The following is a 25,614-nucleotide window of genomic DNA, read 5'->3' on the forward strand; positions in this document are numbered from 1 at the left end:
CCAGGGTAGTCCCCGCAGGTTGGTTTCACTGCCTGAGCCCGGTGCGCTCACCCCTACCGGCTCCGGTCGCACTCCCGTCAACAGCACGTTGCCTCCATCCCGCGACGCTGCGTAGCGCCTCGCGGTGGTCAACCGTGAGCAGTGCCCCGCGCATTCCCGCGAGAGCTACCCATTCTGAGTGGAGTTGTCCACACCCTGCCCGGGCTCGGCGGCGTTCTGGGCCGGTAGGACTCTGCCCAACCAGAGCCGCGCAGCCTGCACCACATCGCTGACGTCGCTGGAGAAGGAGTGGTCGCCAGCGACCTGCACCACTTGGCGCCGGGTACCGTCGGGGGTCCTCTGCACCGCCACCCCCAACGCACCGGCAACATCCGCGGCAGAGCCGAAGGCGTCCCGATGTCCTTGCACCACCAGCAGTGGCTCCGGGATCAGCAGTTCGGGAAGTCGGCTGGGCCCGGTGCCGCCGCCTCGACGGGCAGGCACCAGCGGGAAGGCCAGCGCAAGGACGCCAGCGGCGCCGACCTCAGGCGCGGTCCGGCAGGCCACCCGCGCGCCCGCGCTGCGTCCCCCGACGATCAGCGGCCCCGGCACGGCTCGCCGGCCCCCGGTGATCTTCTCCAGCACGGCGACCCATGCCTGGTCCAGGTGAGCCGGTGGCGCTGCGACGCGGCGCCCGGCGACCCGCCAGGGCTGTTCCACGAGCCCGACGAGGACGCCTTCTCGACTCAACCGGGTCAGCGCCAACAGATCGGCGCTCCAGGCGCTGCCGCCTGCGCCGTGCCCGAGCAGGAGCGTGCCGCGGACGGGGCCGCGCGGCCACCACAAGCTCACCCGCGCCGGCCCGCGCGGGGTCGAGACGGTGCGCCGGCTGCGGGCCCCTGGCTGGTTCACTCCCCCAGCACCTCTGCGGTCATCGGGTCGATCACGCCGACCAATTCCTCCCGGCGCAGCGGGCGCAGCAGCTCCGGGCCGTTGGCTCGGGAGGATCCGACGCGTCGATCCACCGGGTATGCCTCGAATCGTCCGGGGTTGGTGTAGCCGAGTAGGGCGGCGACGGTATCGGCGTCGGTGACCTCCGGATCCAGCCAAGTAGCCCAGTGCTCCGGTTCCAGGACGAGCGGTTGCCGGTCATGGATGCGGTCCAGCCCCGGCTCGGCCGCGGTGGTAACGATGGTGAAGGTCGTCAGCCAGGAGAGCGGATCGGCGGGGTCTTGACTGGGGTCTCGCCAGAACTCGTAGAACCCGGCGAACGTCAACGGGGTGTCGTCGCTGCGGTGCATGAAGAAGGGTTGCTTGCGCGGTTTGCCCTTCTCAAAGGCTGTCGGGCTGACTTGCCACTCATACCAACCGGTGGCGGGGATCAGGCAGCGACGCGACCTGGCTGCAGCCCGGTAGGAGGGCTTCCCAAGGGCGGTTTCGGCACGCGCGTTCGTCATGCGGACCCCCACTTTGGGGTCTTCGGCCCAGGAGGGCACCAGCCCCCAGGTGAGCAGCCGCAACTGGCGGATGGGTTCGGCCTGTGCTGAATGGGTGCCGGATTGCCGGGGAAGACGGGTCAGCACCACGTGTGCCGCTTTGGAGGGCGCGATGTTGTAGTCGGGAGCGCCCGGCGGGGGCTCCTGCGGGGTCAGCAGCGCAGAGCGGATCGGTTCGCCAGTGTGATCTTCCTGGATCTGCATGGCCTGGATCAGTTCATCACCGGAGGCGCTCGCCGCATACCTGCCGCACATGATTGATCAGCATAGGGGCGCTCGGCGCGTCCGACTATGCCCGCCACCGGCCCGACGCACTACCGTAGAACACGATCGGTGACGTGAACGTTGTCCGTGCACGCACCTGATCGACGATTCCGAACAAGGAGAGCCATATGAACCTCGTCCGACGTTGCGCCCGCCCCATGCTCGCCGCCGTCTTCGTCACCGGTGGCGTCGATGCCCTGCGTCACCCCGGCAAGCGCACCGAGATGGCTGCACCGCTGGTGTCCAAGGTGGCAGACCTCACGGGGCTGCCCGAAGACCCCGAGCTCATGGTGCGCGCCAACGGCGCCACGATGGCGCTGGCCGGGTTGATGCTGGCTACCGGTCGGATGCCGCGGGTGGCCAGCACCCTGCTCGCCGCTTCGCTGATACCTACGACTGTGGTCGGGCACCCGTTCTGGAGCGAGCAGGACCCGCAGGCACGTAAGGCCCACCAGATCCAGTTCAGCAAGAACCTCAGCCTGCTCGGTGGGGTGCTGCTGGCAGCGGTAGACACCGCGGGCAAGCCCGGGCTGACCTGGCGCGCCCGTAACGCCGCGCATGCAGCACGGCGTGAGGCACGTTTGGCCACGGCCAACGCCAAGCTGGCGCTGAGCTGACCGAGCTGAGGGAGATCGTGACCCTGCCCGACCCGTGGCCGGCCCCCTGCCCGGACCGTCCGATTGAGGCGACCGTGGCACTGCCGGGCAGTAAGTCGCTCACCAACCGATTCCTCGTCCTGGCGGCCTTGGCCCAGGAGACGTCACGGCTGCGCACCCCGTTGCGCAGCCGTGACACTCTGCTGATGGCCCGCGCGCTCCAGGCGCTGGGAGCACAGGTGCGCGACGCTCGCAGCGAGACGGCTGTGGCCGAGAGGGCGCTGGGGGCTTCATCAGAAACCGGCTCGGACTGGGTGGTAGAACCAAGGCCACTGCGCGGCGACACCCACATCGACTGTGGTCTAGCTGGCACCGTGATGCGGTTCCTGCCCCCGGTGGCGGCGCTGGCTGACGGGCCGGTGCATTTCGACGGCGACGAGGTCGCCCGCCTGCGCCCGATGGCAGCAGGCTTGGCCGCGCTGAGCGAGCTCGGGGTCAGCGTGCACGACCACGGCACCCCCACCCTGCCCTTCACCGTGCTCGGACGCGGGAGGGTCGCCGGTGGCCGTGTCGTGCTGGACGCCTCGGCAAGCTCCCAATTTGTTTCTGCCTTGCTACTGGTCGGCGCCAGGTTCGACGAGGGCATCGAGATCGTCCACGACGGCCCGCCGCTGCCCAGCCTTCCCCATATCGCGATGACGGTCTCGGTGTTGCGCCAATGCGGCGTCGAGGTCGAAGACAGCCACGCCGACCGTTGGTCGGTAGCCCCGGGCGGAATCCACGCCCTGGATGTCGAGGTCGAACCGGACTTGTCCAACGCTGCCGCCTTCTTGGCCGCAGCGATGGTCACCGGTGGCCGGGTCAGCGTGCCGGGCTGGCCGGATCACACCACCCAGGCAGGAGACGCCATACGCGACATCTTCGATGCGATGGGCGGCGAGGTGTCCCTGGCCCGCGAGGGGCTGACGTTGAGCGGACCCGAACAACCCAGCGGTCTGGACGTGGACTTGCATGATGTCGGCGAACTCACCCCTGTTGTGGCTGCCGTCGCTGCACTGGCCGACTCCCCGAGCCGGTTGCGTGGCATCGCGCATCTGCGCGGACATGAGACCGACCGTCTGGCGGCTCTGGCCGAGCAGATCGGCGCGCTAGGCGGTCAGGTCCAGATCGAGGACGACGGGCTCCGCATCAACCCGCGACCCCTCCATGGCGGCACCGTCTCCTCCTACGCGGATCACCGCATGGCGATGTCCGCGGCGGTGCTTGGGCTCGCGGTGCCCGGGGTCTACGTTCATGACATCGCCACCACCGCCAAGACTCTGCCCGACTTTCCCGGCATGTGGCGGCAGATGCTCCAGGGGAACCAGCGATGAGCGGCGGCTCGGGGCGCCCGGCCCGCTCCTATGACGAACGGGATGTGCGTGTTCGTCCGAGTCGGCGTGGTTCTCGTCCCCGCAGCAAGGACCGGCCGGCGCACGCCGATGCGGTCCCGGGGACCGTCCTGACCATCGACCGCGGTCGTTACACGGTGGCTGTGCAGGATCGGGTGATCTTCGCGATGAAGGCTCGGGAGTTGGGTCGCAAGAGTGTCGTCGTGGGCGACGATGTCGGGTTGGTCGGCGACCTGCGCGGCGGGCCCGACTCGCTGGCCCGCATCGTGCGGATTCATCCGCGGCGTTCGGTGCTGCGTCGCACCGCTGACGACACCGACCCGGTGGAGCGGATCATCGTGGCCAATGCCGACCAGCTGGCTATCGTCACGGCGCTGGCCGAGCCCGAACCCCGCCCGCGGATGATCGACCGCTGCCTGGTCGCTGCCTACGACGCGGGGATGGACCCGCTCCTGGTGCTGACCAAGGCTGACCTGCAGGCGCCCGACGCACTGCTGGCGACCTATGCGCCGCTGGAGGTTCCCTACGTCGTCACCAGTCTGGTCGGGGGCGCCGCTCGGACACCGGGTGACAACAGCGAGGACGTCACTGGTTCGTTGCGTGAGTTGCTGCGCGATCGCGTCACCGTGCTCGTCGGACACTCCGGGGTGGGCAAGTCGACTCTGGTCAACGCGCTGGTGCCCGGCGCCGCCCGCACGACCGGTGTCGTCAATGACGTCACCGGTCGTGGTAGGCACACCTCCACCTCGGCGATTGCGCTTCCCCTGCCGGGCGGCGGCACGATCGTGGACACCCCCGGTATCCGTTCTTTCGGCCTGGCCCATGTCGATCCGCGCGGTTTCGTCGATCACTTCCCCGAATTAGCGGAAGGAACCGATGAATGTCCGCGTGGTTGCAGCCACGACGAACCCGAGTGCGGCTTGGACGATTGGGTCGCCGCCGGTCACGCGGGCGCGGCCGGCCCCGCCCGGCTCGATTCGCTGCGGCGTTTGTTGCGCGCCCGTTCCCGCCCCGAGGCCTGAGTTCTCGGCTGGGAGCCGAAAACGCCGGCACCAAGAGAGCGAGCTTGCCAGGACAGAACCGACTCGGCAGTGAAACGATGGGCAGATGTCGAAGAACCGCATGAAGAAGTCGCTCTACGAGGCCGAGCTCTTGCGTCTGCAGCAGCAGCTGGTGGAGATGCAGCAGTGGATTAAAGAGAGTGGGCAGCGCCTCGTGGTCATCTTCGAGGGGCGAGACGCCGCAGGCAAGGGCGGCTCGATCAAGCGGATCACCGAATACCTCAACCCGCGCACCGCCCAGATCGTGGCGTTGCCCGCACCCACCGAGCGGCAACAGACGCAGTGGTATTTCCAGCGCTATGTCGAGCACCTGCCGGCAGCCGGGGAGATTCGCCTGTTCGACCGCTCCTGGTACAACCGCGCCGGCGTCGAGCGCGTCATGGGGTACTGCACCAGCGATGAGTACCGCCGCTTCCTGCGTCAGTGCCCCATCTTCGAACGCATGCTCATCGAAGACGGCATCATGCTGCGCAAGTACTGGTTCTCGGTCAGCGACGACGAGCAGGTCAAGAGGTTCGAGTCGCGGTTGACCGACCCGATGCGGCGCTGGAAGCTCTCGCCGACCGATTTGGAGTCCCTCACCCGCTGGGAGGACTACAGCCGCGCCAAGGACGACATGTTCGTGCACACCGATATTCCGGAAGCCCGCTGGAATGTCGTGGAAAGCAACGACAAGCGGGCCGCGCGGATCAACATGATCGCCCATCTGCTGAACTCGGTGCCGTACGAGCATGTCGAGCAACCCAAACTGAAACTGCCCAAGCGCCCACCCTCCACGGGGTACAAGCGCACCGACCGCAGTCTGCAACTCGAGGTACCCAACCACGCCGCGTCGGTCGAGAACGGCGAGCACCTGCCGTATCAGGACCCCGAGGAGTGACCCTTTGGTGTCGCGGGGCCACACCGGTGCCCCCGCGACACAGCTGGGCGTCGATGAACAGGGGCGCGTAGCAAACGGATCGGCTCGCGCCGCTGACGGCGTGGGGGCGATAACGTGGGGCCGTGCCCGACTACAACGATGACCTGCGCCTCGCCCACGTCCTTGCCGACTCCGTGGAACGCATCACTATGGCGCGCTATCAAGCGGCCGATCTGCGAGTGGAATCCAAGCCTGACCTGACGCCGGTCACCGACGCAGATCGGGACGCCGAGGAACTCATCCGTAGCCAACTGCGGCGGGCCCGTTCACGCGACGCGGTGCAGGGCGAGGAGGGCGGCACCTCCGGGCACGGCACCCGGCGTTGGATCGTGGATCCCATCGACGGCACGAAAAACTACGTGCGTGGCGTCCCGGTCTGGGCCACCCTGATGGCGCTGGTTGAGGGCGACGAGGTGGTTGTCGGGTTGGTCGCTGCACCCGCGCTCAACCGCCGCTGGTGGGCGGCCAAGGGCACCGGCGCCTGGACCGGGCGCAGCCTGTCCAACGCCAAACGGCTCAGCGTGTCATCGGTGGCCAAGGTCGAGGATGCGTCGTTGGCCTACTCGAGCCTGCGCGGCTGGCGAGACATCGAGCGCTACGAACAGTTCATCGGGCTCACCGACGACTGCTGGCGCACCCGCGGCTACGGGGACTTCTGGTCCTACATGCTCGTGGCCGAGGGCGCCGTCGATATCGCCTGCGAGCCGGAACTGGCCGAACACGACATGGCCGCGCTCGTGCCGATCATCAACGAGGCCGGCGGCCGTTTCACCTCCCTGGATGGCAAGGAAGGCCCGTGGGGCGGCAACGCCTTGGCCACGAACGGCCTGCTGCACGACGAGATCTTGGCGCGCCTGGGCTGACAGGACGCGTGTGTGCCCGCCCCGGCCCGACCACCGGCGCAGCCCTGGACTCGCTGTGATTGGCTCCGGAAGTTTGCACATCCGGCGCCCCCGCATCTGGGTGCCCCCCCCCTGCCCGCATCCGGCGCTCATCAGTTACCGTCCTGTAGGTCCCGCCCTTGCGGGAGTGATTCCTAGGCATTTTGGGGGACGTTTCTCCTTCCAATCTTCGTCCCGCGCGAGCGGGAGTTCACGCATAAATATTGACTAGGCTTTTAGGGGGGTATGGGGGGTTGACACCCGCTTCTGAACACGGCATGCTTGGGGCACGGGTCACCTGGGTGGTTGAAGAAGATCACTCGACAACGGGCTTAGCGCCCATCTGCCGTCACAGTAGGGGCAACCCCTGACGGACCCGAGCCTGCAGGCTCGGGTGGCACCTATGTCGCTCACACCTTCACTATCGGCTGCTGTGGTCCTCACCTGCAGGCTCGGGTCGCACACTGGAGAAGCGCATGGAGCGTGACTATCGGGCACTTTGGGCCAAGCGGCCCGAGCGCGTGTTGATGGGGCAGGCGCCGTACCCGGTGCCCGCGCACCTACTCGATACAGCTGCCGTTGCCGGAATCGTGTGGGACACCGTGCTCACCCGCCGAGTCCGCCGCCTCATCGCGACTGAGCTGACGGGTGCCACCACCGAGGGCCAGCTGGCGACGGCAAGGCGGTGGGTGATGCTCGCCGCCGGGCTGCACGACTGGGCCAAGGCAACGAACGGATTCCTCACGCGCCCCTGGCGCCACGACAGCGAGGTGCCTTGGCGTTCGTCGCTACTCAGCATCTTGAGCGAGGCTGGGTTCCCTCCGATGAACCCAGATGCCGTCTCCGCGCTGAAGAACTGCCGGGAGCTTCGCCGGCACGAGTTCATTGGAATGTGCCTGCTCTCGCCGACGGTTCAGGGTCGTCGACCGAGCATGGCTGCGGCGTCGCACTGGCTACCGCTTTGCGTAGGCGGTCATCACGGTTCGTGGATGGACTCACCCCCCGGTCAGACACGCATAGTGCTTGCAGATGCATCACACGGCCGGTGGGGAGAGGCCCAGCGTGGAATCGCAGGTTTGGTCTCTGATGCCTGCGGGGTGACCCCACAGAACAGTCCCCACCTGGGCCCCGAACTAGCTGGTGTTATTACCGTCCTGATAACGGGGATCGTGCAGTTGTCGGACTGGCTGGCCTCTGACGAAGCCGTCATCGACGCGGGGCTGACGCTGATCGAGGGCGGCGCTGACCCGATGTCTCCAAGGTGGCTCGAGCAGCGATGCCAGGAGCTTCAGGCGCACGTCCGTTCCTGCCTTGGGGCCTATGCTGCGCCCGCCGACGCCCACCGCGCCGCTGTCGGCACTGACCACAACGGCCGCACGCGGGGGCTACGCCCACTGCAGGCGGAGGCGGAGTGTGTCGGTGATGGGCTGTGGTTCGTGGCCTATCCGACCAGCGAAGGGAAAACCGGTGCGGCGCTTTTGAGGCACCAGATTGAGGACGATGAAGGGCTGATCTTTGCGCTGCCGACCAGGGCCACCACCGACGCCATGCAACGGCGACTGGAGAAGTCCTTTGCAGGAACCGGCAACGGCGTCCTTCTTTCTCATCAGTTCGCCTCACTCTACCGGTGCCCCACTACTGAGGGGCACGGTTTCGACTGGTTCACCAGCAGCACCCGCCGGCTCCTGGCCCCCGTCGTGGCCGCGACATGCGACCAGGTTCTTGCGGGTGCGCTCCCCCAACGCCACATCCCGCTGCGCTTACTGGCGCTCACCAACCACCACATCGTCCTCGACGAGGTGCACACGTACGACCGATATCAGACCACGCTCCTAGCCGCGCTCATGGCGTGGTGGGGGCGTACTGGCACCCGTGTCACGGTCTTGTCTGCGACGATGCCGACGTGGCAGCGCCGCATCTTGGAATCGGCGTACACCGGCGCCACAGTCGGTTCTCAACAGACGGCATATCCAGCACACTGGTTGGCTGGAGCGGCATCGCCTCAGGGCCCAGCTTTACAGGCAGCAGTTCCGGATTTGCATCTGCCCACCACAACGACCAAGGACGTCACGGGGGCGCACCGGGCGTGGGCCACAGCGACGCACGAGCGTTTTCCCACGTGCAGTTTCGCCATCGTGCGCTCCCGGGTTGACGACGCCATCGCAACTGGCCGTCTCTTACGTGCGGACCTGGCGGGGTGCGACATCGATGTGCAGGTGCTGCACTCCAGAATGACACTTGCGCATCGGGCGGAAGTCGAGCACGAGCTAGAGGCCCGGCTTGGGCCTAATGCACCGCCGGGGTTACGCCCGCTTGCCGTGGTGGCCACCCAAGTCCTTGACATCAGTCTCGACGTGTCCTTCTGGTCGATGGCGTGCGACCTCGCCCCAGCGGCATCACTGGTACAGCGGGCAGGGCGTCTGTGGCGCTTCCTACCTCTCATGGAGTCACGGCTCGCTAAGTCCGCCGCCCGCCCGGACGTGCGTGCGCTGCACGTCATGATCCCAGGCGGTGGCGGCCCCATCACGGAGTCCATGGCGCGTCCATACTTCGCCGGTGAGCTCACCTCGGTTGCAGAGGTGCTCGCCAAGCAGGCTGTGTTACGGATTCCCGAAGGCGTCCAGTCGTTTGTTGACGATACGACGTACGACCTGGAGTGCAGCAGCCTCACAGACCTACGACTGGCTGAGCTCATCGATGCCAGCATGCGCCAGGAGGCCGCCGACGCGCTCGCGGAGGGGGTCCTCGGTTTGGTCGACCCGAACGCCTCGGTCACGCTCGGGACCTTGACGAAAGCCACGACCCCTCCTCAGCTCCTAGACGGCGCGAGTGACCTGGAGATGACGACTCGTTACTCCACCCTGCCGTCCTCCACGTATTTGCTGGTCGGGGGTGCACGCGGAACTTCCGCCGACGTTTCTGAGCTAGCCGCGATGACGGACAGCGACAACGTGCGCGCTGCTTTGGGGAGCACGGTAGCGGTGTCTGGCCAGGCTCTAATCGGGAAGCTGAACTCTGCGGCTATCGCCAGCGCACCCGGATGGGCACCTGCCCATGCACTGCTCAAGCACGCCCGTCCCGTGCACGTAGACAACCTCGTCGACGTGGGTCTCACGTACGACGACACCCTCGGGCTCACCATGCTCACTGAGGAGGAGAACTCATGATCCCCACCCCGGCAACGAAAGTCGTCGACCTCCCCTGCATTCCTGTACGCCGTGGCACGTCATCGGAGACGGTGACGCTGCGTGAGGCGTTCCTGCGCGCCCACGAACTCGATGGGCTGGACGATTCACTCTTGCCGGTGGAGCGGGAGGCCCTGCTGCGCTTTCTGGAGTCCCTCGGCGCCGTCCTGCTTCGGGGGCTTCCCCAGGCCACATATGCCGATCCCCCACGGTTCCCCGCCGAGCGCATCGATGAGGTTTTTTCCACCTTCGACGACCTATTCGACCTCGCTGACCCGGATCGCCCCCTCTTGCAGGAGTGGCACACGCCTGAGCCCAGCGCGGAGGATCTTGCCAAGTGCTACATCCCGTTGGATCACTTGCACGTTCGCGTGCCGGGTGGATCAAGCGCGACGTGGGGTACGAGCCACGAGCCACGCGATGCCTCCGACCCAGCAGTCCTCTTCCTGCTCCTGGTGGTTTCGTGGTTTCACGGCAAGCCCAGCAACGGTGCGGGCGCCTCGTTCTACGTCCCCACGTCGGGCAGCAAGTGTTCACCGATTTCAGGCGCGCCAGCGGGCGGACCCCACGACACCGTCTTTCACCTTATGGGGCAGAACCTTGCACAGACGCTGATGCTGAACATTCGTGAACCCTGGCTAAGGGAGGCTGCCTTGCCCGCCTGGCTGGATCAGGATCGAGGCCCCGATGGAGGTGTTCACGGCGAAGGCGCTTCCTTGGTGAGCGGCGCGAAGAGGGGAACCCTGTGGCGGTGCACATGGACCGCCAATCGAGCTTCGGTGCGTTGGGACGCTGGGCGTCCTGTGGCTGTCACCCGGGGACTCACGCGTCGTCCCATTCCGGCCGTAGAGCACGACGGCCCGAGGGAAGGCATCGCTGGCGTGAAGGCCTTCGCCAAGGCTGTGCCTGTCGGCGACTACTGCCGGGTCATCAAGGCGAGTTCCTCCGAGACGAAGACTGTCAAGTATGTCCACGCCGATGCGTCGCTGCGCAGCGCCGAAGGTTTCGAGCGGTGGTATCAGAACGACTTCGAGGCCTCGCTGCAGGGGTGGATCAACGAGCCACGTTCCGTTGCCTTGCCTGAGGCGCCGTTGCGCGTTGGCTTCCATCACGAGGAAGGCGATACCTACGGAAACCGGGAACTCTCGCAGTGGGAGGAGGTGCCTGCCGAGGAGCTTCTTGTCTCTGCTGGGGCCGAGATCGATGTCGTCATGATGCACGTTGACACAATCCGCAAAGCGTTAGGGTCCGCCCTGTTGACGGCAGGCATTGACCACCGCAGCGCTCGGCGCGCTCTGGTGCGGGGCGCGGTGATGGGGGCGTTGGACGAGCCAGTGCTCGCGGCTGTGCGTCGTCTCGCAGATGGGCAGGGCATTGGCTCCGTCGATGTGCGTCGACGAATGAGTGCTCGAGCCCGAGAAGCCTTCGAATCCGCCACGGAATCTTTGATGACCCTCAGCACCGCCCCACAGATTTACCACGCGCGGGCCCGCTTCACGTCCCGCACCGCTGTTAAGAGCTGACCTGCCCCCACGACCAAGGAGCTGACGTCATGACCACCCCACCCGACGGCATAACTGGACAAGTTGAGCGCGCGGCTTTCAGTAGTCCTCTCATTCAGGCTGTGCTCGACCGGCGACACGATCGCTCTTTTGCAGGTTGGACTTCCTCCGTCCGGCGAGCGATTACCCCAGCGACCGAAGTGGCGGCTTACGGGGCGACCGAGCGTTTCGTGCCGGTCACGCTGACGCCGCCACAGGCGGCAGGTTTGCGCCGGGCCGCCGCCATCTGCGCGGGGGCGTCTCACGCCCCTGCCGACGACACGAGGTACGCCACCATCGGTCATGCCCTCGCACGTCTGCACCGCGTGATCGGCGGGCGCCATGTCGAGCAACGGGTGCAGACGCTACCCCTGCTCGACATGGAAAGCGCCGCAGTCTCGCTGGGGCACCTAGTGAATCTCTGCTCCCACAACCACGTGGCCGTCAACTTTCACGACCTTGCCCGCACCCTGACCTACTGGGGGGACGGCTTAACCGAGCGGTCTCAACAGACCCGCAGACGGGTAGTGCACGACTTTTACTCCGCTCGCCCTGAGGCAGAGGCGAGCCCCCTCACCGACTCCATCGCTCAGGAAGGCTCACGCTGATGATCACCCGTTTCGTGACTGGCCACATTCTCATCACTCTTCCGCTGCACAATCTGAACCGGGACTCTAACGGCTTGCCCAAGAGCCAGTTCGACGGCGGGGTTCAGCGGGGGCGGCTGTCGAGCCAGTCCCTCAAGCGTGCTGCTCGTCAGGCTTACCGGCAGGCGGGGCATGAGGATTCCACCCGCACTCGCCTGGCGGCCTTCGAGATCACTCGGCGCGTGCTGGACCAGGCTGATGCCGACGGTGTTGAAGTGAACCTCGACGCAGTCATCAAGATGGCTGTCGCCGCAGTCCGTGCCCTTTACACGGCCAAGACGGACGCTAAGGAGCTGGCCAAGCAGACCGCGGCGGTGCGTGGCCTGCTGGAGCGCACGAGCGGGAGGACCCTCCAGGAGGCCAGCGCCATCGCAGCCACTGAGGAGCCCACCGACCAGACTACTAAAGAGGACGAGGGCGAAACTAAAGACACCATTGTTTTCCTGTCTACGTCCGAGATCGTCGCCTTCGCCGCTGCGGTCTACGCCGCCCAAACGGGGCGCGGGGATGAGCCCTCTGAACTCGTTCGCAGCGCCCGCTCGGATGCTCTCGATATCGCCGCCTTCGGACGGATGTTCGCCGCTCAGGCGGGCCTGGCCACACATGCAGCCGTCGCGGTGTCACACGCCACGACCGTTCACCGCATGCAACTCGTCACGGACTACTTCACGGCTGTAGAGGACCTCGAGACGGGGCATGCTGGCGCTGCGCACATCGACGAGAACTACTTCACGTCCGGCACCTATTACCGCACCTTCACCATCGATGTTGACCAGCTCGCTGCGTCCTGGACCGCTTTTGGTGAGCCGGGCGCTAAGGACGCACTCAAGGATCTGGTGCGTGCCCTCGTGCTGGCTCTTCCGAAGGGCAAGGTCAATGCAACCAACGCAGGCACGCTGCCCGCTCTCGTGCTCGCCGAGGTGCAGAACTTCCGGGTCACGTATGACTTCGAGCAGGCCTTGAGTGTCCGCGACGATCGGGGCGGCTACACCGACCAGGCGATTGCCGAGCTTGCTCGCCGCCGCAGGGAGGCGACAGATTTCGACCCTGCCCTGTTCGGTGAGGCTGCGGTGACCGGGCGGGTCGGCGACAACGATTTCGCTGCCAGCACGCTGCCTAACCTTGAGGCGCTGCTTGACTTCATCGTCGAACACGTCTTTGCGGGTCGCTGATGCAGCACGTCATACGGCTCGCCGGCGCGGTACAGACTTGGGCCGGTTATCGGGCTTCTCACAGCACCGTCCGCACACTCCCGCTACCGACAAAGTCAGGTGTTGCTGGCTTGTTGGGCGCTTGCCTGGGGGTGACTGACTACCTCGCTCTGCTGGATGAGTTCACTATGCACCTACGGGTTGATCGCACCAACGGGGTCGAGGAGGACCTGCAGGTCGCGGTGCCGCCTCCACCGGGGCGAGCGGCGCAGATGTGGCACCGCTCGGTGGCATTGCACGAGGTGACGTCGACCATCAGGGGCGGAGGGAAGGTCAAGCCGTACCGGGTCAAGGAGATCAACCTCACCGGCGGCACTAACAAGGTGCAGTTCTCACCGCACCGGACGTTCTTGCCCCACGCGGAGTTCCTCTGCATCGTCTCGGTACGGAATGGTGATCTCGATGAGCGGTTGCGGGCGGGTTTCCGGCGGCCCGTGTTCATGCCTTATCTGGGCCGCATGGCGAACGCCCCGTCTTTCCCGTTCTATCTGGGCTTCGGGTCACAAGGTGTGCGGGACCTCGTCGAGGCGATCCCGCACGTGGCGGTGGGCGGGCGTGCGGCGTCAGCCTCTCTGCGGGTTTACGAGGCCGCTGGGGGGCACGCCGCGCCCCGGCACCGGGACTGGGCTCATGTCACGCCGCCAACAGCTACTGAGCGGGCCGAGCAACTCGTTTGGGCGAAGGAGCACCTGATTCGATGACTGAGGCACCTTTCTGGACGGTTTTCCCCACCCACGCTGTCAAGAATGACTGGACTGACCACGGTGAATCGCACCGTGCGGTCATGAAGCTCTTCGCCCAACATTTGCCTGGTGCTGCGCACGAGCGGCGGGCCACCGGGCAGATTCTTTACCGAGTGGACCATCATGTCGATGGCAGCTCCACTGTGCTCGTGCAGTCGCAGGAGGCCTTGGAGACTGCCCCTCCTCAGGCGCGAGCAACGACTATCCCTCGCAACGGATGGGACTTAGCGGCGGGCACGCCGGTCTTGTTCCGGGTCGCCGTCAACGCCATTCGCCGCCGTACCGAGCGGGACGCCATCGGGCGACGTCACGAGTGCCTGTCAGCGGTCGACATGGACGCCGTGCCCGAGTGGTTAGCTTCTAAGCTGGCAGGGGCGCTGACTGTCAACGAGGTTTTCGATCACACACGCCGGACCCACCGCCACCACCGCCAGCGTGACCGGACGCCTCCTCGTTTCGTTCTCGACACTGTCGACGGCCTGGCGACTGTCGATGACGCCGCGGGGCTCCAGCGGCTGCGTCTCGGCGGCGTGGGGCGCGGCAAGGCTTACGGGGCTGGGCTCCTCACGGTTCGGCCTCTCGGATGATGCCGTTCAGTGGGCCGACGCCGTTACCGCTGCAGAAGCCACGGGCTCTGCTGCTCACGCGGGTCGACGACCGGTTGTCTTTCCTCTACCTCGATCGCTGTGCCATACACCAGTCCGACAATGGCACGGTGGCTGTGATCGAGGTTGAGGATGGCAGCCGCTCGACGCAGATCCCCGTGGCCACCCTCACCTCGCTGATGCTTGGCCCGGGGACGTCCATCACTCAGCAGGCGGCTGCGCACATGGCGGCGGCGGGTTGTGCGGCTACTTTCGTGGGAGGTAGCGCGGTCCGTTCCTATGGAGCGTTTCTTTCGCCTTACGCCCCGGCGGACCGCCTGCAGAGGCAGGCCCTCGTCAGTACTGATCCTGATTTGCGGGCCGAGGCGGCCCGCCGCATGTATCTCAAACGCTTCCCGGGCACAACGTCAGCGACGTTTGCGGATGCCAGTATCGAGCAGATGCGCGGGATCGAAGGCCTGCGGATGCGAGCCGTTTACGAGCAGCAAGCACGTAAGCATCGGCTGAGGGCGTGGCGTCGTAACACGGGAACCCAGCCGGAGCTGGGGCCGCCAGACTCGGTGAATATGGCCTTGAACGCCGCTAATTCGGCGCTCTACGGCATAGTCAACAGCGTCGTGCTGTCTCTGGGGCTCAGTCCCGGGCTGGGCATCATCCACTCCGGAAACCGGCAGTCGTTCACCCTGGACATCGCCGACTTGTACAAAACCAGGGTGACTGTCCCTCTGGCGTTTTCGCTCAAAGACCATGGGGATCCCTTTAACGCTGCGTTACGGACGCTGCGGGAAGAGCTTCGCCTGCTTCGCCTGCTCCCGCAGATCGTTAACGACATCGACATGGTTTTAGGGATCGATGTGGCAGATGACTGGTCGGTGGACGCTCTGGAACTGTGGGGACCCGCAGGCGAAGTTGAAGCAACCTGGTCACATGCGGAGTGGTCATTGTGACGCTGCACGTGTTGGTCACTGAACGGCTATCTCCAGGGCTTCGCGGGGCGCTATCCCAGTGGTACATCGAAGTGAATCCGGGCGTTTACGTGGGGACCGTATCGGCGCGCATTCGAGACCAACTGTGGTCCCAGGTGGAGACGTGGGTGTACGGCAACAACCTCGGGTACGCGCTTGCGGTCTACCCAGCACCAACAGAGCAGGGTTACGAAATGCGCAGTGCTGGCACGAGTCGCTACTCCGTGGTCGACCTTCACGGACTATCACTCGTGTCAGAGCAGCACAAAGAACGCCAAGTCAGCGACTCAGGACCCGAGTTCGACCCCGGCTGGTGACGGCCTGGATAAAATAGCAGGTGGCGCAGTCCCCGTCCCGCGCACGCGGGAGTGATTCCGGCACACCCCTCATCGTGTGGCGCGACGTCCGCCCCGTCCCGCGCACGCGGGAGTGATTCCTGCACCATGCTGACGGCTTTACCGTAGTAGCGCCCCGTCCCGCGCACGCGGGAGTGATTCCCAGCGCCCACGCGCCCTCAATGGTTGGGTGATCCCCGTCCCGCGCACGCGGGAGTGATTCCGATCAGAGCCTTGAACTCTCGACCGCTGCGCGCCCCGTCCCGCGCACGCGGGAGTGATTCCGGCCGCGAACGCCGCGGCGGGGGCCTTTAGGCCCCCGTCCCGCGCACGCGGGAGTGATTCCGTGCGGTGGCTGATGCGGGGGTGGCGCAGGGTCCCCGTCCCGCGCACGCGGGAGTGATTCCGTCGCCGACGAACGTCTGCGGGAGCAGATCGCCCCCGTCCCGCGCACGCGGGAGTGATTCCGGGTCACTGTCCGTAGGGCTGCGTCGGGGCACCCCCGTCCCGCGCACGCGGGAGTGATTCCAGGTGTCCAGTTCCCCCAGCGGTTGAGGACTCCCCCGTCCCGCGCACGCGGGAGTGATTCCCAGGCTAAGCAGGCCGCACAAGCCGAATACGTCCCCGTCCCGCGCACGCGGGAGTGATTCCACAGCAGGTTCACCAGGCATTCCTAGCAGCCGCCCCGTCCCGCGCACGCGGGAGTGATTCCGACGGCGCCGAGATCGGAGAGTTCCTCTGCATCCCCGTCCCGCGCACGCGGGAGTGATTCCACCGCCAACGGCGCAGTCCTCGACGTCACCGCCCCCGTCCCGCGCACGCGGGAGTGATTCCGCCCCGGCTGTTGAGAGGGCCCGTCCTGTCGCCCCCGTCCCGCGCACGCGGGAGTGATTCCAGTCGGCGCCTGTCGCGTCGAGGACAGCCATACCCCGTCCCGCGCACGCGGGAGTGATTCCAGGATGCCGTCGACGGACTGCCCCGAGAGGACCCCCGTCCCGCGCACGCGGGAGTGATTCCGACCCGAGGTTGGTGGTCGCGGAGCGTGTGGCCCCGTCCCGCGCACGCGGGAGTGATTCCAGTTTCCGGAACAGCATTGAAGCGCTCGGCGGCCCCGTCCCGCGCACGCGGGAGTGATTCCCGGACCCTAGTTATCGCACCAGCTCTGGAGACCCCCGTCCCGCGCACGCGGGAGTGATTCCCAACATCCTCAATCGTCAAGAAGCCCGGAGTGCCCCGTCCCGCGCACGCGGGAGTGATTCCCCGTCCATGTGGGGTCACCACGTTTACGGCCGCCCCGTCCCGCGCACGCGGGAGTGATTCCGACGTAGTACATGTTCGGGTCGGTCATTATGTCCCCGTCCCGCGCACGCGGGAGTGATTCCACGCGGGTACAGCGTGCTTACACCCTCGACATCCCCGTCCCGCGCACGCGGGAGTGATTCCATAGCCGAGATGTTCCGGGAGTGGGATATTTGGCCCCGTCCCGCGCACGCGGGAGTGATTCCCAACGGTGTGATGATCCGCAACGAAGTGAAGGCCCCGTCCCGCGCACGCGGGAGTGATTCCCGGATGAGGTGCGAAGCTTGCTCGAGCCGCCACCCCGTCCCGCGCACGCGGGAGTGATTCCATTTGTGCAGCCGTTGGATGTTCTTACTGAGGCCCCGTCCCGCGCACGCGGGAGTGATTCCTGGGCCGCGGTGTGCAGGAAATCTGTGATGCCCCCCGTCCCGCGCACGCGGGAGTGATTCCGGCAGCCGCACATGGAAAGTGCGCTTCCGTCTCCCCGTCCCGCGCACGCGGGAGTGATTCCAGCCATCTGGGTGATCTGGTCGGCAATGGTGTCCCCGTCCCGCGCACGCGGGAGTGATTCCCGTCCGTGGCCCCTGCACCGAAGTAAAGATCGCCCCGTCCCGCGCACGCGGGAGTGATTCCGGCCTCCGTCGCGATGAAGCAGTTCAAGCTAGCCCCGTCCCGCGCACGCGGGAGTGATTCCCTGCTCAACTCCAAGGTCGCCGTCCTCGAAAACCCCGTCCCGCGCACGCGGGAGTGATTCCACGGCTCACATGAGGGTTCGCCGTACCTTTTGCCCCGTCCCGCGCACGCGGGAGTGATTCCTGTTGGCTTCTTTCTCTGGCGCGGAACGCTGCCCCCGTCCCGCGCACGCGGGAGTGATTCCGACGCCCGAGCCCCCTCCTGATACGCCATCCCCCCCGTCCCGCGCACGCGGGAGTGATTCCGCACCGCCACCGTCACCGTCCCCCAGCTCCTGCCCCGTCCCGCGCACGCGGGAGTGATTCCGATCTCGGGGGTTAGGGCGCCTTCGGTGTCGTCCCCGTCCCGCGCACGCGGGAGTGATTCCGCTTGCTCGAGCCGCCACGCTTCGCCGGCTTTCCCCGTCCCGCGCACGCGGGAGTGATTCCGGGACGATCGGTGACGCGGCCCACGCAAAGTCCCCCGTCCCGCGCACGCGGGAGTGATTCCGTGCCCGGAGAATGTTCACACCGTCGAGGTTCCCCCGTCCCGCGCACGCGGGAGTGATTCCATCGCCGCCGCCAAGGCGGAGGGCCTTGGGCTCCCCGTCCCGCGCACGCGGGAGTGATTCCCCGCAGGTAGCAGCGAAGACCGCCGGCGCGATCCCCGTCCCGCGCACGCGGGAGTGATTCCGTACTCAAGGGCCTGCCGTGGGGCAAGCTCCACCCCGTCCCGCGCACGCGGGAGTGATTCCGTGTCCCGCCCAGGCGGCGGCCTCGACATCGCCCCCGTCCCGCGCACGCGGGAGTGATTCCGGCACCGAAACGCAGATCGGCACCACGTACGCCCCCGTCCCGCGCACGCGGGAGTGATTCCACCCGAACCAGCGAACCCCGCTACGGCCACAACCCCGTCCCGCGCACGCGGGAGTGATTCCGTACGCGCCGCCCGCTAACGGGATCAGGTGATCCCCGTCCCGCGCACGCGGGAGTGATTCCTGGATCACATCGTGTCTGGCTGCTCCTGACCGCCCCGTCCCGCGCACGCGGGAGTGATTCCATCGCAGACGGCGCAGGCGCCGCAGTCATATCCCCCGTCCCGCGCACGCGGGAGTGATTCCAACACCAGGCACCACGTCCGCGTAGAAGTGAACCCCGTCCCGCGCACGCGGGAGTGATTCCGCCGGGCCCGGCCGTGATCTTGGGTTGGTGGGCCCCGTCCCGCGCACGCGGGAGTGATTCCCCGGGCGAAACGTCAGCGCTCACCGACCCCGCCCCCGTCCCGCGCACGCGGGAGTGATTCCGTGGAAGACGCCGAGATAGTCGAGGATGAGCCCCCCGTCCCGCGCACGCGGGAGTGATTCCGGTTCCCTGACCTGCGCTTGAAACGCCCCTGACCCCGTCCCGCGCACGCGGGAGTGATTCCGGGGACCCAATGCCCTTGCGCGTCCAGGTACTCCCCGTCCCGCGCACGCGGGAGTGATTCCGTGGCTGCGTTCGGCCGGCGACCTCGAACTGGCCCCGTCCCGCGCACGCGGGAGTGATTCCTGGTTCGCGCTCATCCGAACGCCTAGCGTCCCCCCCGTCCCGCGCACGCGGGAGTGATTCCCAGCGTCCACGCCCCGGCCAGGGTTGGGTGATCCCCCGTCCCGCGCACGCGGGAGTGATTCCATCCTGGCCAGCGTCAGCCTGCCTGCCGGTGTCCCCGTCCCGCGCACGCGGGAGTGATTCCGTACGCCAGCGCCTACGCGCCATGCGGGTGGGCCCCGTCCCGCGCACGCGGGAGTGATTCCACCATCGCAGGGATGCTGGTGCGCATGGCCGCCCCGTCCCGCGCACGCGGGAGTGATTCCGCCATTGACGGCAAGCCAGCATTCCCCGAGGGCCCCGTCCCGCGCACGCGGGAGTGATTCCGAAAACAACTCTCGCCGTAAGAGATTCATTCACCCCGTCCCGCGCACGCGGGAGTGATTCCTCGTCCTACCCGGCCGGCGCGCCCACCATCAACCCCGTCCCGCGCACGCGGGAGTGATTCCTTTGCGTGCGTTGTTGCCGTTGACGGTGACTCCCCCGTCCCGCGCACGCGGGAGTGATTCGTGATCATCGGTTCCACGACCACCATGGGCGTGCCCCGTCCCGCGCACGCGGGAGTGATTCCATGATTCAGCCTGCCGTTCACGCGGGGGCGTTCCCCGTCCCGCGCACGCGGGAGTGATTCCGAATACCGGGCCGTTCCTATGTGACACACACCCCCCGTCCCGCGCACGCGGGAGTGATTCCTCCCGATGCCGTGGGCGTCCGCCTGCGACCGACCCCGTCCCGCGCACGCGGGAGTGATTCCCACCCCGGCCTCGAAGTAAGAACCACCTCCTCCCCCGTCCCGCGCACGCGGGAGTGATTCCCCTGTCGTGGTCTGGGAACCCTGGTCGTGCCACCCCGTCCCGCGCACGCGGGAGTGATTCCCAGGTGCACGTCGGTGGCGTCATCCCGATGGCCCCCGTCCCGCGCACGCGGGAGTGATTCCCAGCAGCGCGCCCTGTTGAACCAGCAGGAGGCCCCCGTCCCGCGCACGCGGGAGTGATTCCCAGGCTCGCGCTCGGCTCATCGTGGCTGACAACCCCGTCCCGCGCACGCGGGAGTGATTCCCGTCTCATGGGTGTGAGCTCGGCTGAGTCGTTCCCCGTCCCGCGCACGCGGGAGTGATTCCGGTCACCACGTCGGTCGTGACGGGGATGATGACCCCGTCCCGCGCACGCGGGAGTGATTCCGTACGAGTTCACCGATGAGAAGTGTGAAACGCCCCCGTCCCGCGCACGCGGAAAGGATTCCAGCGAACGCGCCGGGGAACGCAGGCCCCCAATACTCGATGACCCGGGTGCCGGTCACCTGGTCCAGTTTAACCCTTTTGCTCTCGCCCCCTATGGTCCAAGGTGGCGGGTCCGCCCAATCAGCCGCGCCGGTTTAGTTGGCGCAGGTCATTCGACGACGGTGACCGGGCGCCCCAGGGCCTGCAACGGGGCGACGATGTTGTCCGCGTCGCCCACGATGACCACGCTCCAGCGCCGGTCTACGTGCTCGAGGTAGGCCTGCGTCAACCGTTCCGGGGTGAGGCTGAGGGTCTGCGCCAGCACCTGGGAAGTGTGTTCTGTGCCGAGCCCATCCATGGCCCGGGCCGCCGCCTCTGCGGCCACGGCGTCGGCGGTGGCGTACCGTCCGGGCGCGGTGAGGGCGAGATAGTCGATGCCCGCAGTTGTCTCGTCAGCGGTGAAGCCCTGCCCGGCGCCGTCCAGGATTCCGAGTGCAAGCTCCAGCGACTCCGCGGTCACCTCGGTGCGCACCGAACCGGAGGTGAGGAACAGACCACTGCCGGAACGCGGTCTGGCCACGGTCCGCATTCCGTAGGTGTAGCCCTTGTCCTCGCGCAGCACCGCGTCCAGCCGCGCATTCGGTGAGCCGCCCAACAGGTAGGCGATCACCGGGAACGGCGCCCAGCCGCCTGCGACGCGACGATCAGGCCCGGCGCAACCGAGGTGGATCTCGCTCTGGACGCTGCCCGGACGGTCGACGACGACGATCCGCTCAGCGTCCTCAGCGCGCACCATCGGCTCGGGAGTGCCGGCGTGTCCGGGACCGCTCCATCCAGCGAAGGCGTCCTCGACAAGTTCCTGCACGTCAGCCGCGCGCAGGTCCCCGGCGATGACGATGCTCGACCCGTGGGGGCCCAACAGTGCGTGATGAGCCCGCACGTCCTGGGCACTGATCTGCGCGACGCTGTCGCGGGAACCGGCGGTCGGGCGCGCGGCGCGGGTGCTGGGGGCGTAATAGGTGGCGGCGAACTCGCGCACCGCCCGAGCCCCCGGGTTGGCGTCTTCCTGATCGATCTCCGCCAGCCGGGCGCGGATCTGCCGGCGAACCTCGGTTTCCCCGAAACGCGGCCGCGTCAACACCTCCACGAGCAGGGCCAGGGCCTCCTTGAGGCGCCTGGCGGGCACGTCGAGGTCCAACGCGAACCCTCGCTCCCCCACCCCGGCGTGCATCGCCATGCCGGTGCGTTCGAGAAGCTCGACCATCTCTTCGGCGTCGTGTTCGCCCGCGCCTTCGTCCATCGCGCGAGCCATGATGGAGCCCACACCTTCGATGGCCCGTGGCTCCGCCTCCAGCGGCAGCGGAGTCACCACCTGCACCGAAGCCACGTATTGCCCCGGGATGTCGTAGGTCAGCAGCTCGGCGCCGCAGGACAGCAGGGTCTGTGTCCCGGCGGGGAATGTCCACGGTTGCGGACGCGCAATGCTCGGACGGGTGCTCATGCGGAGGCTCCTGCGTAGGCGATGACAGCTCGGCTTTCGGGGCGCAGCCACCGCTGCGCGGCGTCCTGCAGGTCGCGGGCACTCAGGTCGGCCAACCGATCCAGTTGCGTGTTGATGCCGTGCGGGTCGCGGTACAGCATCGTCAACCGCGAGATCTGATCGGCACGGTGCTCGATGTCGGCGAGGTTGGAGAGCCAGTCACGTTCGTTCTGCGCGCAGGCAGCTTCCATTTCCACCGGACTCGGCCCTTCCTCGGCGAAGAGGGCCAGCTCGCGGGTCAGCGCCTCTTCGAGCTCCGCCAGCGAAACCCCCTCGGCGGGCTGAGCAGCCACGAACCCCAACGACACTCCGTCCGCTAGGCCGAGCGCCGCAGCCGAGGCGAAGGTGGCGATCTCGCTGCCGCGTACCAGTTGCTTCTCCAGGCGGGAGATGGCGATCGCCCCGATGACGTCCAACGCCAGCGCGCAGGCATCGAAATCGCGGGTGTGGTCTTGCGGCAGCCGGAACCCCAGGTAGAGACGGGGTGCGGGCACGTCCTGCTCGACCTGCACCCGAACCGGCTCACTCAACGGCTCCAGCGGGGCGCTGGGGGTCACCGGGCGGGTGGGCGCTGCGGGCAGTTCGCCGAAGTAGCGCTCGGCCGCCGCGATCCCCTCTTGCGGGCTGAGGTCCCCGCACAGGGTGAGCACCGTGTTGCCGGGGTGATAGTGCGTGCGGAAGAAGGCGTGGACGTCCTCGACGGTGGCTGCGTCCAGGTCTTCCATCGAGCCGATCGTGGGGTGGTGGTAGGGGTGGCCCACCGGGAAGACGTTGGCGTACAGGTGGTGCAGCGCCTCACCGTACGGCTGGTTGTCGTAACGCTGGCGCTTTTCTTCCTTGACGACATCACGCTGGTTGTCGAGGTTCTCCTGGGTGAGCGCGTCCAGCAGGTAACCGTGCCGGTCGGCTTCCATCCACAACGCCAGGTCGAGGGCGTTGGAGGGCAGCGTCTCGAAGTAGTTGGTCCGGTCGAACCAGGTGGTGGCGTTCAACCGGGCGCCAACGGCCATCAGCGCCGAGAAATGCTCACCGCTGGCGACGTTGCGTGAGCCCTGGAACATGAGGTGCTCGAACAGGTGCGCGAACCCGGTCCGCCCGGGTTGTTCGTGCCGGGAGCCGACACCGACCCATAGGTTGACAGCGACGACGGGGGCGCAGCGGTCTTCGCTGATGACGACGCGCAAGCCGTTAGGCAGGCTGGCCTCGTGGATAGGGTAAGCAAGCGGCATCCCCCCAGCCTACGGGGCGCTCTGCCGCGCCGAGCGTTGCTACCGGTGACCCGCCGGGACGCTGCGATTACCGGGGGGCCGACAAACCCCCAAACGCCGAGACCTCCCCGCATACCACCCCTACTCCGCTCCACGCGGCGCGGCTCGTTCGGGTTCCGCGCCTTGCGGTTGGCGGCGCTGTGGTTGGGGTGCGGCCGACCGGGCACGCCGCGAAGCCAGACAGGGCCGGTCCGCAACAGCAGACCGGCCCTGGCGGTTGAGCGAGGGCATTGCTCAGTGGCCGCGGTCGATCCACTCCTGACGGTGCGGGGCCTCAGCACCGATCGTCGTGGCGTCCCCGTGGCCGGTGAGCACGAGGGTCTCACTGGGCAGGGTGAGCAGCTCGGTCGAGATCGAGTCGATGATCGTCGGGAAGTCGCTGAAGGAACGCCCCGTCGCGCCCGGCCCGCCGTTGAACAGGGTGTCGCCGCTGAACAGCACCCCCAGTTCCGGCACGTGCAGGCAGCAGCCGCCGGGCGAGTGGCCCGGGGTGTGCAGGACACGCACTTCCAGGCCGGCCACACTCAGCGTCTGCCCTGCCTGGAGTTCACCTTCGGGTGCCTGCTGGGCGAACTCCTCATCCCACAGCATGCGGTCGGCGCTGTTCAGCAGGCGCGGAGCTCCGGTGGCCTCGCGCAGTGCGCCTGAGGCGTTGATGTGGTCGTTGTGGCCGTGGGTGAGCACGATCGCGACAACCTCGCGGCCGTCGATCGCCTCGATGATCGGGGCGGCGTCGTGGGCGGCGTCGATGACGAGGCACTGCTGGCCGTCGCCGAGGATCCAGATGTTGTTCTCGACCTCCCAGGAGCCCCCGTCCAGCGCAAACGTGCCTGCGGTGACGACCTTCTCGACGCGGACACCATCACGGGTCCCCGGCGTGGTCACGACCTCGCTCACAGGATCACCACCGAACGCAGAACTTCACCAGCGTGCATTTTCTCGAACGCCTCCTCGATGTCGTCGATGCCGATGCGTTCGCTGACGAACGCATCGAGGTCGAGCTTCCCTTGCCGGTAGAACTCGGTGAGCATCGGGAAGTCCCGGCTGGGCAGACAGTCGCCGTACCAGCTGCTCTTCAGCGCTCCGCCGTGACCGAAGATGTCGATCAGCGGCAGCGTCACCTCAAGCTCGGGGGTGGGCACCCCGACGAGCACGACGCGCCCGGCCAGATCGCGGGAGTAGAACGCCTGCTTGTACGTCTCGGGACGCCCGATGGCCTCGATGACGACGTCGGCCCCGAAGCCTGCGGTCAGTTCGCGGATCGCCTCGACCGGGTCGGTCTCGGAGGCATTCACGACGTGAGTGGCGCCGAACTGCTTGGCCCACTCCAGCTTTCGAGGATCCACATCGACGGCGATGATCGTGGTCGCCCCGGCGATGTTCGCGCCGACGATGGCGGCGTCTCCGACGCCGCCGCAACCGAACACGGCCACCGACTCGCCACGGGCGATTGCGCCGGTGTTGACCGCGGCACCGAAACCGGCCATGACCCCGCACCCGAGCAGGCCGGCAGCGGCCGGGTCGGCCTTGGCCACCTTGGTGCACTGGCCTGCCGCCACCAGGGTCTTCTCCGCGAACGCGCCGATCCCCAGGGCGGGGGTCAGTTCGGTGCCATCGCTCAGGGTCATCTTCTGGGTGGCGTTGTGGGTGTCGAAGCAGTACTGGGGTTGCCCCTTCTTACAGGCCCGACACTCGCCGCAGACGGCGCGCCAGTTCAGGACGACGAAGTCACCCGGTTCCACCTCGGTGACACCTTCGCCGACTGATTCGACGACACCGGCGGCTTCGTGTCCCAACAGGAACGGGTAGTCGTCGTTGATGCCGCCTTCGCGGTAGTGCAAGTCGGTGTGGCACACGCCGCACGCTTGAATCGCGACGACGGCCTCCCCCGGTCCGGGATCGGGGATGTGAATATCGACAACCTCGACCGGGGCCTTCTTACTGCGGGAGATGACTCCCTTGACGGTGCTTGGCATGACGTCTCCTAGGGGCAGATCTGCTGTACCGACCGTAGACCTCGCCCAGCAACGACAGAAGACCCGGACTGGTGAGTCCGGGCCTTCTGTTCCGCCTGACGCGGTCCAGTAGCCCGTGCCTCATACAGTGACAACACCCCTGTCGCGCTCCGGCCGGCTGCCGCTCGCCTCAATGATCGCCGGCAGTCTGGGCGACGCCGTACACGGCCTGTGACCTTGTACGGATCGCTGACCT

19 protein-coding genes and 1 CRISPR repeat array are annotated in these 25,614 nt (G+C 67.2%); of the genes, 13 read left to right on the plus strand and 6 right to left on the minus strand.

What is annotated here, in order from left to right; translation table 11 throughout:
- Nucleotides 1-165: 165 nt before the first annotated feature.
- Entirely contained in the window at nt 166-891 is a 726-nt protein-coding gene (locus G9V96_RS04430) for an alpha/beta hydrolase family protein (protein ID WP_168581954.1), read from the minus strand.
- On the minus strand, nt 888-1,730 hold the full coding sequence (locus G9V96_RS04435) for an SOS response-associated peptidase (protein WP_168581955.1): 843 nt from the start codon (nt 1,728-1,730) through the stop codon (nt 888-890). The genes G9V96_RS04430 and G9V96_RS04435 overlap by 4 nt, the downstream gene beginning before the upstream one ends.
- Before the next feature lie 137 nt (nt 1,731-1,867).
- Here G9V96_RS04435 and G9V96_RS04440 point away from each other — a divergent pair, with 137 nt between their 5' ends.
- The 13 genes from G9V96_RS04440 to cas2e all read left to right on the plus strand — a co-directional run bounded on the left by G9V96_RS04440 (nt 1,868) and on the right by cas2e (nt 15,801).
- On the plus strand, nt 1,868-2,356 hold the full coding sequence (locus G9V96_RS04440; protein WP_168581956.1) for a DoxX family protein: 489 nt from the start codon (nt 1,868-1,870) through the stop codon (nt 2,354-2,356).
- A 14-nt stretch (nt 2,357-2,370) separates the two neighbouring features.
- Complete coding sequence (gene aroA, locus G9V96_RS04445; RefSeq protein ID WP_168583839.1) at nt 2,371-3,708, plus strand: 3-phosphoshikimate 1-carboxyvinyltransferase; 1,338 nt, start codon at nt 2,371-2,373, stop codon at nt 3,706-3,708.
- Nucleotides 3,705-4,748 carry a ribosome small subunit-dependent GTPase A gene (gene rsgA / locus G9V96_RS04450; protein WP_168581957.1) on the plus strand — a complete coding sequence of 348 codons (1,044 nt, stop codon included), beginning with the start codon at nt 3,705-3,707 and terminating at the stop codon, nt 4,746-4,748. The genes aroA and rsgA overlap by 4 nt, the downstream gene beginning before the upstream one ends.
- Nucleotides 4,749-4,833: 85 nt before the next feature.
- Nucleotides 4,834-5,667, plus strand: coding sequence for a polyphosphate kinase 2 (gene ppk2, locus G9V96_RS04455; protein ID WP_168581958.1), 834 nt, complete (start codon nt 4,834-4,836; stop codon nt 5,665-5,667).
- Between the two features lie 122 nt (nt 5,668-5,789).
- Nucleotides 5,790-6,569: a histidinol-phosphatase gene (gene hisN, locus G9V96_RS04460; protein WP_168581959.1), complete on the plus strand. Its 780-nt coding sequence runs from the start codon at nt 5,790-5,792 to the stop codon at nt 6,567-6,569.
- A gap of 494 nt (nt 6,570-7,063) precedes the next feature.
- Nucleotides 7,064-9,754 carry a CRISPR-associated helicase Cas3' gene (gene cas3, locus G9V96_RS04465; protein ID WP_168581960.1) on the plus strand — a complete coding sequence of 897 codons (2,691 nt, stop codon included), beginning with the start codon at nt 7,064-7,066 and terminating at the stop codon, nt 9,752-9,754.
- Nucleotides 9,751-11,295 carry a type I-E CRISPR-associated protein Cse1/CasA gene (locus tag G9V96_RS04470; protein WP_168581961.1) on the plus strand — a complete coding sequence of 515 codons (1,545 nt, stop codon included), beginning with the start codon at nt 9,751-9,753 and terminating at the stop codon, nt 11,293-11,295. Before cas3 ends, G9V96_RS04470 begins: the two co-directional genes overlap by 4 nt.
- Nucleotides 11,296-11,324: 29 nt before the next feature.
- Nucleotides 11,325-11,921 carry a type I-E CRISPR-associated protein Cse2/CasB gene (gene casB / locus G9V96_RS04475; RefSeq protein WP_168581962.1) on the plus strand — a complete coding sequence of 199 codons (597 nt, stop codon included), beginning with the start codon at nt 11,325-11,327 and terminating at the stop codon, nt 11,919-11,921.
- On the plus strand, nt 11,921-13,132 hold the full coding sequence (locus G9V96_RS04480; RefSeq protein ID WP_168581963.1) for a type I-E CRISPR-associated protein Cas7/Cse4/CasC: 1,212 nt from the start codon (nt 11,921-11,923) through the stop codon (nt 13,130-13,132). Before casB ends, G9V96_RS04480 begins: the two co-directional genes overlap by 1 nt.
- Nucleotides 13,132-13,872, plus strand: a complete 741-nt coding sequence (gene cas5, locus G9V96_RS04485; RefSeq protein WP_168581964.1) for a CRISPR-associated protein Cas5 — start codon at nt 13,132-13,134, stop codon at nt 13,870-13,872. Before G9V96_RS04480 ends, cas5 begins: the two co-directional genes overlap by 1 nt.
- Entirely contained in the window at nt 13,869-14,501 is a 633-nt protein-coding gene (gene cas6e / locus G9V96_RS04490; RefSeq protein ID WP_168581965.1) for a type I-E CRISPR-associated protein Cas6/Cse3/CasE, read from the plus strand. The genes cas5 and cas6e overlap by 4 nt, the downstream gene beginning before the upstream one ends.
- Nucleotides 14,498-15,466, plus strand: a complete 969-nt coding sequence (cas1e, locus tag G9V96_RS04495) for a type I-E CRISPR-associated endonuclease Cas1e (protein ID WP_168581966.1) — start codon at nt 14,498-14,500, stop codon at nt 15,464-15,466. The genes cas6e and cas1e overlap by 4 nt, the downstream gene beginning before the upstream one ends.
- Nucleotides 15,467-15,474: 8 nt before the next feature.
- Nucleotides 15,475-15,801, plus strand: coding sequence for a type I-E CRISPR-associated endoribonuclease Cas2e (cas2e, locus tag G9V96_RS15390; protein ID WP_226913628.1), 327 nt, complete (start codon nt 15,475-15,477; stop codon nt 15,799-15,801).
- Between the two features lie 30 nt (nt 15,802-15,831).
- Nucleotides 15,832-20,618: direct repeats of the CRISPR family, unit length 29 nt; unit sequence CCCCGTCCCGCGCACGCGGGAGTGATTCC.
- A gap of 146 nt (nt 20,619-20,764) precedes the next feature.
- Here cas2e and G9V96_RS04505 read toward each other — a convergent pair.
- The 4 genes from G9V96_RS04505 to G9V96_RS04520 form a co-directional block, all read right to left on the minus strand.
- Nucleotides 20,765-22,096, minus strand: coding sequence for a M16 family metallopeptidase (locus tag G9V96_RS04505; RefSeq protein WP_168581967.1), 1,332 nt, complete (start codon nt 22,094-22,096; stop codon nt 20,765-20,767).
- Nucleotides 22,093-23,364 (minus strand): M16 family metallopeptidase, encoded by a 1,272-nt coding sequence (locus G9V96_RS04510; RefSeq protein WP_168581968.1) that lies wholly within the window; start codon nt 23,362-23,364, stop codon nt 22,093-22,095. Before G9V96_RS04510 ends, G9V96_RS04505 begins: the two co-directional genes overlap by 4 nt.
- 273 nt (nt 23,365-23,637) lie before the next feature.
- Nucleotides 23,638-24,300 carry an MBL fold metallo-hydrolase gene (locus G9V96_RS04515; RefSeq protein ID WP_210424462.1) on the minus strand — a complete coding sequence of 221 codons (663 nt, stop codon included), beginning with the start codon at nt 24,298-24,300 and terminating at the stop codon, nt 23,638-23,640.
- Nucleotides 24,297-25,379, minus strand: a complete 1,083-nt coding sequence (locus tag G9V96_RS04520; RefSeq protein WP_168581969.1) for an S-(hydroxymethyl)mycothiol dehydrogenase — start codon at nt 25,377-25,379, stop codon at nt 24,297-24,299. The genes G9V96_RS04515 and G9V96_RS04520 overlap by 4 nt, the downstream gene beginning before the upstream one ends.
- Nucleotides 25,380-25,614 lie beyond the last annotated feature (235 nt).

The organism is Gephyromycinifex aptenodytis (assembly GCF_012277275.1).
GTDB lineage: Bacteria > Actinomycetota > Actinomycetes > Actinomycetales > Dermatophilaceae > Gephyromycinifex > Gephyromycinifex aptenodytis.

Excerpts from the sequence above, each read along its gene's own strand:
- G9V96_RS04435 (WP_168581955.1), bottom strand. The coding sequence starts at position 1,730 with ATGTGCGGCAGGTATGCGGCGAGCGCCTCCGGTGATGAACTGATCCAG.
- G9V96_RS04440 (WP_168581956.1), top strand. The coding sequence starts at position 1,868 with ATGAACCTCGTCCGACGTTGCGCCCGCCCCATGCTCGCCGCCGTCTTC.
- rsgA (WP_168581957.1), top strand. The coding sequence starts at position 3,705 with ATGAGCGGCGGCTCGGGGCGCCCGGCCCGCTCCTATGACGAACGGGAT.
- ppk2 (WP_168581958.1), top strand. The coding sequence starts at position 4,834 with ATGTCGAAGAACCGCATGAAGAAGTCGCTCTACGAGGCCGAGCTCTTG.
- cas3 (WP_168581960.1), top strand. The coding sequence starts at position 7,064 with ATGGAGCGTGACTATCGGGCACTTTGGGCCAAGCGGCCCGAGCGCGTG.
- G9V96_RS04470 (WP_168581961.1), top strand. The coding sequence starts at position 9,751 with ATGATCCCCACCCCGGCAACGAAAGTCGTCGACCTCCCCTGCATTCCT.
- casB (WP_168581962.1), top strand. The coding sequence starts at position 11,325 with ATGACCACCCCACCCGACGGCATAACTGGACAAGTTGAGCGCGCGGCT.
- G9V96_RS04480 (WP_168581963.1), top strand. The coding sequence starts at position 11,921 with ATGATCACCCGTTTCGTGACTGGCCACATTCTCATCACTCTTCCGCTG.
- cas5 (WP_168581964.1), top strand. The coding sequence starts at position 13,132 with ATGCAGCACGTCATACGGCTCGCCGGCGCGGTACAGACTTGGGCCGGT.
- cas6e (WP_168581965.1), top strand. The coding sequence starts at position 13,869 with ATGACTGAGGCACCTTTCTGGACGGTTTTCCCCACCCACGCTGTCAAG.
- cas1e (WP_168581966.1), top strand. The coding sequence starts at position 14,498 with ATGATGCCGTTCAGTGGGCCGACGCCGTTACCGCTGCAGAAGCCACGG.
- G9V96_RS04505 (WP_168581967.1), bottom strand. The coding sequence starts at position 22,096 with ATGAGCACCCGTCCGAGCATTGCGCGTCCGCAACCGTGGACATTCCCC.
- G9V96_RS04510 (WP_168581968.1), bottom strand. The coding sequence starts at position 23,364 with ATGCCGCTTGCTTACCCTATCCACGAGGCCAGCCTGCCTAACGGCTTG.
- G9V96_RS04520 (WP_168581969.1), bottom strand. The coding sequence starts at position 25,379 with ATGCCAAGCACCGTCAAGGGAGTCATCTCCCGCAGTAAGAAGGCCCCG.